The following is a 12880-nucleotide window of genomic DNA, read 5'->3' as shown; positions in this document are numbered from 1 at the left end:
TAGGCATATATTAAACATAACTAGAAATCATGAATGAATACCGATAACCTTTCCGGCACCGACCTCAATCTCTTACCCGTCTTTCAAGTATTACTCGAAGAGCGCAGTGTTACCCGAGCCGCCGGCCGATTAAATCTGACTCAGCCGGCGATCAGTCGTAACCTCGCTCGGCTGCGTACACTGTTTAATGATCCCTTATTTACCCGTACACCCAAGGGACTCATCCCGACCCCCCGTGCAGAGGCGCTGGCCCTACAACTGCGCCAATCCCTGCAGGATCTGAGTCATCTGATTACCCCAGCGACCTTCACGCCGGAAACCGCAACCCAGAATTTCAGATTAGCCACCACCGACTACGGTGCTCAGGTGCTACTACCGCCGGTAATCAAACGATTACGCGCTGAAGCCCCCGGCGTTAACTTAGAGATTGTCCCTTGGCAGGAAAGCTTACTGCAGGAGCTAGATCAACATGATATTGACCTCGCCACCTGCACGATAAAGGATGCTCCAGCGGCGATTCATGGACGAGGGGTGGGTAGTGACCAATTTGTCTGCGTGGTTCGCAATGACCACCCTGCAGCCGAGCAGGGGCTGGATTTGGCGCAGTATGCCAACTATCCCCATGCGCTGATTACGATGGGCGGTGCACGTAAAGGTGCCATTGATTATCTGTTAGAGGAACGGGGGCTTAAACGGCGGATCGCATTGCGGGTACCCCACTTTGTGGCGGCACTGGCGATCATCTCGCAAAGTGATCTTATTCTCACCGTGCCCTACGGTTTAGCCATTAGCTTTGCCGAGCAATACCAGTTGAAAATACTCCCCTTCCCGATGCCGCAAAAAGGCTTTACCTACTCGATTATCTGGCATGAACGCTACCTCAAAGATCCGGCGCATATGTGGTTGAGAAATTTAGTATTTGAAGAGTTAACCCACACCCTAGAAACACTCAATGTCGGCTTTAGGGTGTAAAATCTTGCGGGTTAAGCTGGGAGGGATTTAAGCGTTCGAGCGACAATTAAAGTAACTTAAAGTCATCATTCATAACGACCGGCGTGACTGATACACCGAGTCTCATTGATTACCCAGCAGTGCTAATACCTGCCACCACCAGATAACCTAACCATTTAACGCGCTAGCGTTTACACGGCCACAGCGATACCAAACGCAGCCACGGCAACACCGGCAATGCGGGAGATCAAGCCTAGGCTGTAGCTATCCGCCAGTTGGCCTAACTTAGTGCCTGCCATCAACAGTGCAGCGGTGCTGATCATAAAGCCGGCAATATAGCCCAACGGACTGGCGGCCAACGGTAGCTCTGCACCATGTGCTAAACCATGGAATAGGGCAAAAGAGGCCGCGACAACAGCGCCCATAACTAGCGAGAATCGCACCGCCAACGCTAATAACACACCGGCTGCCATCACAGAGACAACAATCCCCTGTTCAACAAAAGGCACTGCCACACCGGCCAGCGCTAACAGGGTACCGCCTACCATGGCGAAGAGAAACGCGGCGGGGATAGCGATGCTTTCACGATTCAGACCACCCACACGGCTTCGGCCTGCGGCTAATAAGCCCACCGCTAACATCACCAATAGATGATCAGCACCGGTCAGTGGATGCGCAATACCCTGAAAAAAACCAGACACTTCATGACCGGTATGGGCCATCGCCGACAGGGGTGCTAACGCCGCACCTAAAGTTACCAGGCGTAGTTGATTGCGTTTATTCATAGTGTGCTCCTTAAAAGTCTAACTCAATATTAAACGACAGCCTTAACGGGCGGCAGCTGTTTCGGTTCAAGCATCCCTTCGGACACGATGAAATCAATAATCTGCTGCAGGCCTTCGGCTTTTTTCAGATTTGAAAACACGAAGGGACGCTCCCCTCGCATCCGCTTGGCATCGACATCCATCACCTCGAGTGACGCGCCTACTAACGGTGCTAAATCGGTTTTATTAATCACTAACAGATCGGAACGGGTAATACCGGGGCCACCTTTACGGGGAATTTTATCGCCGGCGGATACATCGATCACATAGATGGTTAGGTCTGACAGTTCGGGGCTGAATGTCGCGCTCAGGTTATCCCCTCCGCTCTCGACAAACACCACATCCAATTCGCCATGACGGGCTAGCAGTTGGTCAATGGCGGCTAGATTCATCGAAGCATCTTCGCGGATTGCCGTATGGGGACAACCACCGGTTTCCACACCAATAATACGATCAGCATCGAGGGCTTCATGTTCAGTCAAAAACTTCGCATCTTCCTTGGTATAGATATCGTTAGTGACAACCGCAATATCGTAATACTCCCGCATCGCCGAACAAAGCGAACGCAGCAGCGCTGTTTTACCGGAGCCGACGGGACCACCCACGCCAATTCGTAGTGTTTGTTTTTGCTTATGATTGTCTGCCTGTGTCTCTGTGCTCAACATAACTCTCCTGAATAACCGCTGTTGATTGGATCAAGAGCGGAATAACCTTGAATACTGCGTTTCATGGCCGGCACTGGCGATTGCCAACCCCTGCAGACCATTACCAATGTCATCTTCTTCTACTGATGCTGCGCGACTGATCGCCTGTGGTAGCAGAGGCTGCAGTTCAACCAATAACTGCTGTGCTTGGGTTTGCCCTAATGGCACCAGCTTAGTGGCCGCCGCTACCTGATTTTCTAACCATGACCAAAGGAATCCCAACGCAGCCACCGCGTAATCGATCTGCCAGTTTTGCGCCGCAATGCCAAACAGCACCACATAGCTTAACTCACCGGATGTCGGTAGCGGCTGCGGTAATCCTAAGCTGACCAGCAAGCGATTCATCGCCTCACCCATGGCACTATCCGTTAGCCTGAGTTCACGGGTTTCTCGACAGGCCAATGCCAGATCATTACAACGCAACAGCGCAACATGATCCTGCTGAGCCATCGCCTCCATGGTGCGCTTTAGTATCGGCAGATCCGTTTGCGCCACCGAGTACAACAGCTGTTGCTCTAACCACTGTGCTACCTGATCAGACCGTTTGATCCAGCCGGCTTCAATGGCATATTCCAGCCCTTGTGAGAAGGCATAGCCACCGATTGGTAAGCTAACACTACTCAGCTGCATTAACCTTAACAGAGCGGTATCAGTGGTGGTGATGGCCGCCATGACTGTAGGCTCCTGATTCGGGTACAAATACGTCCTGCTCATGACTCAGCGTTAGCCCCAGCAATAGCAGCATCTCTTCAAGTACATGATCGGGCTGCATTTTCAGCCAGCGTTCCCCCACCTGTAGTTTCACATGCCGATTACCCAAGTGATAACAGGCCCGCGCAAAGGTATGCCAATCCTCACAAGTAGCGTGGGTCACCGGTTCGACGGCGCCTTCAACCTGAACATATTTACCGCAGGTGGTTTTTAGATATTCACCCACCTGTAACGGTTTTCCCCGTTCGAGGAATAGACGGACCTCTTCCCCGTTTTCGCCGGTCAGCTTTAACCGACCACGATCACGCTGCTCATGGCTTAACACCACGGTGGTATACACCTCACCATGGCAGTGATCGCCTAAACGTTCATAAACTTCAAGCATTCCATTCCCTTACCATAAATAATCTTAAAAAAGGTTTTCGACATCAGAACAGATTATATAACTGGGCCAATGGCAGCACGTCAGCGGGCTCACAGGTGAGCAATTCACCGTCTGCACGGACCTCATAGGTTTGTGGATCGACGGTAATATTCGGCATCCAGCTATTGTGCACCATATCTTTCTTACCGATATTGCGGGTATTACAACAGGCCACCAGCCGTCGATTAAGCCCTAAGCTGGTGCCAATATCGCGCTCCAGTGCGGCACCCGAGACAAAGGTAACCGAGGTTTTCGCCGGCGCCTGCCCATAAGAGCCAAACATCGGACGGTAATGCACCGGTTGCGGGGTGGGAATCGAAGCATTAGGGTCGCCCATCGGCGCCGCCGCTATCATGCCCCCTTTGATGATTAACGATGGTTTCACGCCGAAAAAAGCGGGTTTCCACAGCACTAAATCAGCCAGTTTACCCGGTTCAATCGAGCCAACCTCATGGGAGATACCATGGGCAATCGCTGGATTAATGGTGTATTTAGCAATGTAACGGCGAGCACGGAAATTATCACAACCTAAGGCTTCATCCTCAGGCAGCAAACCAAACTGCGTTTTCATCTTATGGGCGGTTTGCCAGGTTCGGGTCACCACCTCACCCACACGCCCCATCGCCTGCGAATCCGAGGAGATCATGCTGAAAGCTCCGCGATCATGGAATAGATCTTCCGCCGCGATGGTTTCTTTGCGAATACGGGAATCGGCAAAGGCCACATCTTCAGGGATATTGCTATCCAGATGGTGACATACCATTAGCATATCTAGGTGTTCATCGACGGTATTTCGGGTGAAGGGTCGCGTCGGGTTGGTCGATGAGGGCAGTACATTCGGGTAAGCACAGGCGCGGATAATATCCGGCGCATGGCCACCACCAGCCCCTTCCGTATGGTAGGTGTGGATCACCCGGTCTTTGAACGCCGCCAAGGTATCATCGACAAAGCCAGACTCGTTTAGCGTATCGGTATGGATCGCCACCTGAACATCATATTGATCGGCAACCGAGAGACAGTTATCAATCGATGCCGGCGTGGTGCCCCAATCTTCATGGAGCTTCAAGCCACAGGCACCGGCTTCCAACTGATCTTCCAGTGGTTTTGGTAAACTGCCATTGCCCTTACCGAGAAAACCAAAGTTCATCGGCATCGAGTCGGTCGCTTGCAACATTTTACCGATATTCCAAGGGCCCGGTGTACAGGTGGTCGCATTAGTACCTGTCGCGGGGCCAGTACCCCCGCCCAACATAGTGGTCACACCGGACATCAATGCCTCATCGATCTGCTGTGGACAGATAAAATGAATATGCGCATCAATACCACCGGCCGTCAGAATGCTACCCTCTCCGGCGATCACTTCGGTGCCGGGGCCAATCACAATATCAACGTTATCCTGGGTATCGGGGTTACCCGCTTTGCCGACTTTAAAAATACGGCCTTCGCGGATGCCCACATCCCCCTTAACAATCCCCCAGTGATCCAGCACCAGCGCATTGGTGATCACCAGATCAACGGCGATATCATTGCCACACTGGCTCTGCCCCTGACCATCACGGATAACCTTGCCACCACCAAACTTAACTTCATCACCGTAGGTGGTAAAATCTTTTTCGACCTCGATCCATAACTCGGTATCCCCTAGGCGGACACGGTCACCGGTGGTTGGGCCAAACATCTGCGCATAGGCCGTACGATCCATCTTACTCATAGCGTATCCTCCGCATCCAACGGCCCCATCACTTCGCCGCGAAAACCATAGACGGTGCGACTACCCGCATATTCAACCAACTCGACTTCGCGCCCCTGCCCCGGCTCAAAACGCACCGCGGTACCGGAGGCGATATTAAGGCGGAAACCTCGGGTTTTTTCTCGCTCAAACTCCAGCGCCGGATTCACTTCATAAAAATGATAATGGGAACCTATCTGAACCGGACGGTCGCCACGGTTTTCGACCCGAAGAGACACGATTTTGCGTCCCTCATTGAGCAGAATATCGCCTTTCGCAGGCTGAATTTCTCCGGGAATCATGGTTATCTCCTCTCAACAGATCGGGTTATGAACGGTCACCAACTTGGTGCCATCGGGAAAGGTCGCTTCCACCTGAACTTCTTGAATCAGTTCGATCACCCCCGGCATCACTTGATCCGCCGTCAATAGGGTTTTGCCGTAGCCCATCAATTCAGCCACGGTTTTACCATCGCGAGCGCCTTCCATAATCTCCATGGTCAGGTATGCCATCGCTTCGGGGTAGTTCAGTTTCAGTCCTCGATTAAGACGTCGTTCCGCCAATAATGCAGCGGTAAAGACCAGCAGTTTATCTTTCTCTCTTGGCAGCAGTTCCATAATCGATCCTTTTAACGTATCTCGTTCATAGCGTACTGGTGATGATTAACATCGTTATCAGGTTGCCCAGATACGAGGTTCACAACCAGCACGGCCTAACAATTCGGGGCGAATCTCATGCCAGCAGCGCACAAACAGCTGCATCGCTAAATCGGTCTGATCGCCTAGGTAGCGAATAGTCAAAAACTCACCGGTCAAGCTCACCGCGGCCAGCGCACCGCAATCTTGGGCATGCTGACGTAGCTGTTGAATCAGCGGTTCAATGGAATGTTCAGTGTTTTCATCCATCGCTAGGTCAAATGGCCCCGCGACCATCAGACCGGTCACGGGTTTGCCGCGCAAACCGGCACTGCCCTGTAGCAGTCCCCGATTCTGCTCATCAATCTGTAACCGCTCGCGCAATAAAATACGTTCGCCACGATTGATTTGCAGTGTCTGCGACAGACTTCCATCGCTAAAGGGGAGGTCCCGATTGGGTAACCCAAGACTGGTAATCTCCCAGCCAATGAAATGCGCGTTATCCGCTAAGTTCACACGGGTATCCAGGCGCGTACAAGCATCGGGATAAAGGATGGTTTCCAGCGGCAGCCATTCAATCGAGCTACCGGGACTTAAATTGAGGGTATTGATCTGATGCTGTAAGGCGCGATCGGGACGGGCGCGATAGACTCGACCCGCTCCGGGGGTCGTCAGCAACGCATGGCTATCCGCGCCGGTATTCACGGTGATTTCCAGACGATCACCAGAGACTAAACCACCCGGAGGATGGAGTAGATAAACCTGAGCGAGATCGGGCCCTTCCGGATAAAACGCTTTCTGTACGTACAGCGGCCCACGATGGTCGGCCCGTTGCAACACCGAGCCGCGGGCGGTGCGGCCAAACTGTAATGAAAGCTCTGCATTCCACGCCGAGGCTTTAGGCAGCACATTGGGCGCATCTTCTGAAATGGATGCGGATAGGGACTGGGACAGGTTATTCATCGATTAAACCGCCAGATATTGACGGATAAGATCCTCACTCAGATTATCCATTCGATCGCTAGCTACTACACGACCACGTTCCATTAATCTGAACTCTTCACCCACTCGACGGGCAAAACCTAACTTTTGTTCAACCAGAATCACCGTCAGCCCCTCTTCTTTATTGAGTTTTAGAATAACATCTCCAATCTGTTTAACAATATTCGGCTGTATCCCTTCGTTAGGTTCATCCAAAATAAGTACTTTTGGTTCCAGTACCAGTGCCCGCCCAATAGCCAATTGCTGTTGCTGGCCGCCGGAAAGGTCTCCCCCCCGCCGCTGTAGCATCTCTTTCAATACGGGAAACAGCTCAAAAATCTTTTCCGGTACCTCTTTGGCCCCGTCTTTACGAATCGGCAAACCAATCTTTAGGTTTTCCTCGACGGTCAGTAAGGGGAAAATATCACGCCCCTGTGGCACATAGCCTATACCAGCGGAGGCGCGGTATTCCGCTTTTTGCATTTGCAGCGGTTCACCTTGTAGCAGAATCTCACCGCTACTCACCGGCAGTAGCCCCATAATACATTTCAGCAGCGTGGTTTTACCCACTCCATTTCGGCCCATAATACAGGTACAGGAACCGGCCTTAATATCTAAATTAAGATCCCAGAGTATCTGTGTGCCGCCATAAACCTGATTAACGTGGTTGATACTGATCATGGCGCTTCTCCCAAATACACTTCAATGACATCCTGATTATTCTGAATATCGTCCATCGAGCCTTCCGCCAACACCGAGCCCTGATGCAATACCGTCACCGTGCGCGCGATACTACGGACAAACTCCATATCATGCTCAACCACCACCACGGTGCGCTCACCGGCCAGTGACGTCAGGAGTTCAGCGGTACGCTCACCTTCCTGAATCGTCATCCCGGCCACCGGCTCATCCACCAGCAACAAACGGGGATTCGCCATCAGTAACATGCCAATCTCTAACCACTGCTTTTGACCGTGAGACAGCGAGCCGGCCAGTAGCATCCGTTCACCCTTTAGGCCGATGGTTTCTAATACCTCATCGATACGGTCATACTCTTCACCGGTTAAGCTGGCGAACAGTGTCGGCAATACCCTTTTATTACTCTTCAACGATAACTCAAGATTATCCATCACCGTATGGGCTTCAAAGACCGTTGGTTTCTGAAACTTACGGCCGATCCCTAGTTGCGCGATCTCCGCTTCATCTTTATTCAGCAGGTTGATCGACTGACCAAAATAGACCGTGCCACTATCACACTGGGTTTTACCGGTAATCACATCCATCAAGGTGGTTTTACCCGCCCCGTTGGCACCGATCAGGCAGCGCAACTCGCCATCATTGATATATAGGTTCAGATCATTCAGTGCTTTAAAGCCATCGAAGCTGAGATTAAGTCCTTCAACATACAGCAACACCTGATGGGAGATATCCACCTGGGTTTCATTATCCTGCAAAAACGGCCATACCTGATCCCGTCGCATCACTTCACGGGTAGTCTCTAGAACACTCATGCCTGCCCCTCACTTTTCTGCTCACGGTTATCATTGGCTAAAGGCGTATCCACCGGTGCTGTTGGTTGTTTATCCCCTTGCAGTTGAGACAGTAGCCCCATCAGCCCTTTCGGTAGGTAAAGGGTCACCAGTACAAACATCGCGCCTAAAGCGAACAACCAGCCGTCGGGCATAATGGCGGTGAATTTCGTTTTGGCATAGTTCACCAGAATCGCCCCAATAATCGCGCCAATTAGGGTGCCTCGCCCTCCGACAGCGACCCAAATAACAATCTCAATCGAGTTAACCGGCGAGAACTCACCCGGATTGATAATGCCCACCTGAGGGACATACAAGGCCCCGGCAATACCGGCAATCATCGCTGAATAGACAAATAACCATACTTTGTAATGTTCGGTACGATAACCGATAAAGCGTGCCCGACTCTCGCCATCACGCACTGCGACAATGACTTTACCGAAACGGGTCTGCATGATTTTTTTACTCAAAATCAACAATCCACACAGCAGCAGCGCGGTAATGATAAAGAGCGATACACGGGTGCTATCCGCTTGCAGGTCGAAACCTAAAATATCTTTAAAATCTGTCAGGCCGTTATTGCCACCAAAGCCCATCTCATTACGGAAAAAAGCCAGCAGCAGCGCATAGGTGAGTGCTTGCGTCATAATCGACAGATACACCCCCGTCACCCGTGACCGAAACGCCAACCAGCCAAAGACGAAAGCCAGCACACCGGGCACCAGCAACACCATCAACATGGCTAACCAGAATTGATCCATCCCCTGCCAAAACCAAGGCAATTCGTTCCAGTTAAGAAACACCATAAAGTCTGGCAGTTCAGGGTTGCCATAAACGCCACGATCACCGATCTGACGCATCAGATACATGCCCATGGCATAACCGCCTAGGGCGAAGAATGCCCCGTGTCCTAAACTCAAAATACCGCAATAACCCCAGATAACATCGACCGCTAATGCCAACATCGCATAGCAGAGATACTTGCCTAACAGGGTGATGGTGTAAGTAGAGACATAAAACATAGAACCCGCTGGCAACAGCAGGTTACAAGCCGATGCCAATACCGTGACGGCCAGTAACAGCACCACAAAAGGCGCCACCTTACTCTCGCCATTGATGCGTGCCCAGCCGGTATAACGACCCATTATTTTATTCATAGCGTTACTCATTCTGCCGCCCTCCCTTTCTGAGGAAACAGTCCTTTAGGCCGTTTCTGAATAAACAGAATGATAAACACCAACACCAAAATACTGGCCAGTACTGCGCCGGTCACCGGTTCGATAAACTTATTGGCGATACCCAAGGTAAACGCCGCCACCAGCGTCCCCCAGAGATTACCCACACCGCCAAACACCACCACCATAAAGGAATCGATGATATAGGCTTGCCCCAGATTTGGGCCTACATTGGTCAACTGACTCAGTGCGACACCGGCGATACCGGCAATACCCGAACCCAAACCAAAGGTCATGGCATCCACGCGGTCGGTGCGTATACCCATCGCTTTCGCCATATCACGATTTTGAGAGACCGCCCGCACATTCAAACCCAGCGAGGTTTTCTTCAACACCAGCAGCAGCAACATAAACACCAGCAGTGCAAAGGCAACGATATAAAGACGATTCAAGGTTAGACTTAGCAGTGGGTTGATCTCGATCGAGCCACTCATCCAATCCGGCGTTGCCACCTGACGGTTCAGCGGTGAAAAGACGCTACGTACCAACTGCTGCAAGATAAGACTAATACCGAAGGTCGCCAACAAGGTTTCTAGGGGACGACCATGTAGGTGACGAATCACCAATCGCTCGATCAACACCCCCGCCAAACCCGACACCATAAACGCCAAGGGCACCGCAATCCACAGGGAGTACTCAATCATATTGGGTAGCATCAACTGCACCACATAGGTGGTATAAGCCCCCAACATAATCATCTCGCCGTGCGCCATATTAATGACCCCCATCACTCCGAAGGTGATCGCCAAACCGATCGCCGCCAGCAGTAATACCGAGCCAAGGCTCAAGCCAAAAAACAGCTGATTGACAAAGTTGTACCGCTCAGCCTGTTTAGCAATTTTATCCAAGCCCTTCTGCGCGGCCTTGCGAACACTGCCAGAGGGATCATTTTCAGCGAGCTTCGTCAGTTGGTTACGCACCGCCGGCTCAAGGCTACCGTAGAGAGCTTTCACCGCCTGAAGTCGTGCGGTGGCATCCTCTGAATGCTCCGCTCGGTCCATCGCCAAGGCCACATCCATCACCGCCTGCACCGAACGGCTTTGTTCATCTAGTCGTGCGGTGCGAATTAATTCAACGGTCGGTGCATCTAGGTCAGAAAACAGTGAGCGTACCGCTTCGACACGCACCTCTGGGTCTGAGTGATGCAACTGCATCCGTGCAATAGACTCACGTAGATAGCCCCGCAATTTATTATTAACTTTGATCTTCTTGACCTGTTTTTTACTCAGATCATCGCGCGGTGCGGCGGAGAATAGACCGGTATAGCGGGTTTCGCCCTGCTCTTTCGATACCACAATCAGGCTGCGGCTCTCTTTTACATAATAAAGTTTACCGGCCAGCATGGTTTTAAACAGCGGCATCATATCGGCCCCTGTCGATGCTTCCAATTGCTGTAATACCGGTAACGCTTTGCTGAGCTTAACCTCGGTCAGCTGCATCAGCAAAGGCTGCTGAGCCTCGGACGGCGATGCTGCCAGCGCACTGGTACTCACCAGTAAGCTCAACAGACAACCGCAGATGGCCATTAAATATTTCACAGGCGTTCTCCGTTCACATAGGGCGGATAAGCACTATCCGTGCTTAATTCCGTTCTAACTGGGCGCATTAAAAGCGCTTATAAAAAAGGCTGTTAGTCGACGAGATCAACGGGCAAGACACTCGCCTGAATTCAGCTTTTTTTATAAGCTCTGTTGATTCAAACTTGAAAAAGAGCAGGCTTCTATCACGAAGCCTGCTGATGAAAATATTAAGCACTAAAATTAATAGGTCTGACCTGAACAGGTCTTAGTCTTAGTGTTGTAGTTACCGCAAGAGATAGGCGCTGTCCAATCTGCGATCAGGTCTTTAGAACCTGGCAGAAAGTCTGACCATGCATCACCGGCCACCAATCCTTCTGTTTCCCAAACCACTTCCAACTGACCATCTTCCTGAATTTCACCGATCAATACAGGCTTGCTCAGGTGGTGGTTTTTATTCATATACGCCATACCACCGGTCAAGTTTTCAGTTTCCTGACCAATCATCGCCTGTTCAACAGCATCCACATCGGTTGTACCCGCTTTCTCTACCGCCTGGGTCCACATTTTAAAGCCGATATAGGTCGCTTCCATCGGGTCATTCGTGACGCGCTTAGGATTGCCGGTGAAGGCTTTCCATTTTGCGATAAAGTCAGTATTGGCATCACTCTCAACACTCTGGAAATAGTTCCATGCCGCTAGATGACCTACCAGAGGTTTAGTATCTAAACCTGACAGCTCTTCTTCACCCACCGAGAAAGCCACCACGGGGATATCTTCAGCAGAGATACCTTGGTTACCCAGCTCCTTGTAGAAAGGGATATTCGCATCACCGTTAATGGTTGAAACAACCGCGGTTTTCTTGCCTTCGCTACCGAACTTCTTAATATCGGAAACGATCGACTGCCAATCAGAATGACCAAAGGGTGTGTAGTTGATCATGATATCTTCTTCAGCCACACCATTGGCTTTCAAATACGCTTCTAAAATTTTATTGGTGGTACGCGGGTAAACATAGTCGGTCCCCGCTAACACCCAACGCTCAACCCCAAGATCATCTTTTAGATAGTTAACCGCAGGAATCGCCTGCTGGTTTGGCGCTGCGCCGGTGTAGAACACGTTTTTAGATGATTCTTCACCTTCATACTGCACGGGGTAAAACATCAATCCGTTCAGTTCTTCCAATACAGGCAAAACAGACTTACGTGATACCGAAGTCCAGCTACCAAAAATGACATCCACTTTTTCTTGGGTTAACAACTCACGGCCTTTCTCAGCAAACAGAGGCCAGTTTGACGCAGGGTCAACAACAATCGCCTCAAGCTGCTTACCGAGTAAGCCGCCCTTTTTGTTCTGCTCTTCAACCATCATCAACACCGTATCTTTCAACGTTGTTTCACTGATCGCCATGGTGCCGGAAAGAGAGTGCAGTACACCTACTTTGATCGTATCAGCCGCGAGTGCGCTAACGCTCAGTACAGTTGCGCCCATCGACAAGGCAATACCTGTAACCAGATGTTTTATCTTCATATCTATTTCCCTTCTTGAGAGTTGTCATTCTTATTGCCGAGCTAAACTCAAGCTCCGAGCATGTTTGAAGCCACGGAACCATTATTGGGAATTACGGGGGAATTAGGTAT

At 51.0% G+C, this 12880-nt stretch carries 14 protein-coding genes; 1 reads left to right on the top strand and 13 read right to left on the bottom strand.

Annotated elements, in window-relative coordinates:
• Window positions 1–33 precede the first annotated feature (33 nt).
• A complete protein-coding gene (locus EH243_RS15885; RefSeq protein ID WP_126159651.1) occupies window positions 34–972 on the top strand; it encodes a LysR family transcriptional regulator in 939 nt (312 codons plus the stop codon).
• A gap of 170 nt (window positions 973–1142) precedes the next feature.
• Here EH243_RS15885 and EH243_RS15880 read toward each other — a convergent pair whose 3' ends face one another.
• From EH243_RS15880 to urtA, 13 genes are all read right to left on the bottom strand, one after another.
• Window positions 1143–1736, bottom strand: coding sequence for a HupE/UreJ family protein (locus tag EH243_RS15880; protein ID WP_126159650.1), 594 nt, complete (start codon window positions 1734–1736; stop codon window positions 1143–1145).
• Between the two features lie 29 nt (window positions 1737–1765).
• A complete protein-coding gene (gene ureG / locus EH243_RS15875) occupies window positions 1766–2440 on the bottom strand; it encodes an urease accessory protein UreG (protein ID WP_126159649.1) in 675 nt (224 codons plus the stop codon).
• Window positions 2441–2470: 30 nt separating this feature from the next.
• Window positions 2471–3151 (bottom strand): urease accessory protein UreF, encoded by a 681-nt coding sequence (locus EH243_RS15870; RefSeq protein WP_126159648.1) that lies wholly within the window; start codon window positions 3149–3151, stop codon window positions 2471–2473.
• On the bottom strand, window positions 3129–3575 hold the full coding sequence (gene ureE, locus EH243_RS15865) for an urease accessory protein UreE (RefSeq protein WP_126159647.1): 447 nt from the start codon (window positions 3573–3575) through the stop codon (window positions 3129–3131). Before ureE ends, EH243_RS15870 begins: the two co-directional genes overlap by 23 nt.
• Window positions 3576–3618: 43 nt before the next feature.
• Window positions 3619–5325 carry an urease subunit alpha gene (ureC, locus tag EH243_RS15860; protein ID WP_126159646.1) on the bottom strand — a complete coding sequence of 569 codons (1707 nt, stop codon included), beginning with the start codon at window positions 5323–5325 and terminating at the stop codon, window positions 3619–3621.
• Entirely contained in the window at window positions 5322–5645 is a 324-nt protein-coding gene (locus EH243_RS15855; protein WP_126159645.1) for an urease subunit beta, read from the bottom strand. The genes ureC and EH243_RS15855 overlap by 4 nt, the downstream gene beginning before the upstream one ends.
• A gap of 12 nt (window positions 5646–5657) precedes the next feature.
• Window positions 5658–5960, bottom strand: a complete 303-nt coding sequence (locus EH243_RS15850) for an urease subunit gamma (protein ID WP_126159644.1) — start codon at window positions 5958–5960, stop codon at window positions 5658–5660.
• 57 nt (window positions 5961–6017) lie between these two features.
• The gene (locus tag EH243_RS15845; protein ID WP_126159643.1) at window positions 6018–6941 is read right to left on the bottom strand and encodes an urease accessory protein UreD; all 924 of its coding nucleotides are present in this window, start codon (window positions 6939–6941) and stop codon (window positions 6018–6020) included.
• A 3-nt stretch (window positions 6942–6944) separates the two neighbouring features.
• On the bottom strand, window positions 6945–7640 hold the full coding sequence (gene urtE / locus EH243_RS15840) for an urea ABC transporter ATP-binding subunit UrtE (protein WP_126159642.1): 696 nt from the start codon (window positions 7638–7640) through the stop codon (window positions 6945–6947).
• On the bottom strand, window positions 7637–8470 hold the full coding sequence (gene urtD, locus EH243_RS15835) for an urea ABC transporter ATP-binding protein UrtD (protein ID WP_126159641.1): 834 nt from the start codon (window positions 8468–8470) through the stop codon (window positions 7637–7639). Before urtD ends, urtE begins: the two co-directional genes overlap by 4 nt.
• A complete protein-coding gene (urtC, locus tag EH243_RS15830) occupies window positions 8467–9633 on the bottom strand; it encodes an urea ABC transporter permease subunit UrtC (protein ID WP_420897543.1) in 1167 nt (388 codons plus the stop codon). Before urtC ends, urtD begins: the two co-directional genes overlap by 4 nt.
• Window positions 9634–9653: 20 nt before the next feature.
• Window positions 9654–11249, bottom strand: coding sequence for an urea ABC transporter permease subunit UrtB (urtB, locus tag EH243_RS15825; RefSeq protein WP_420897542.1), 1596 nt, complete (start codon window positions 11247–11249; stop codon window positions 9654–9656).
• 234 nt (window positions 11250–11483) lie between these two features.
• A complete protein-coding gene (gene urtA, locus EH243_RS15820; RefSeq protein ID WP_126159639.1) occupies window positions 11484–12770 on the bottom strand; it encodes an urea ABC transporter substrate-binding protein in 1287 nt (428 codons plus the stop codon).
• Window positions 12771–12880 lie beyond the last annotated feature (110 nt).

Origin of the sequence: Amphritea opalescens (genome assembly GCF_003957515.1) — a bacterium.
In the GTDB taxonomy this organism is placed as follows: Bacteria; Pseudomonadota; Gammaproteobacteria; order Pseudomonadales; family Balneatricaceae; genus Amphritea; species Amphritea opalescens.
Note: the sequence above shows the minus strand (reverse complement) of the source record. Positions and strands in the feature narration are given on the sequence as shown.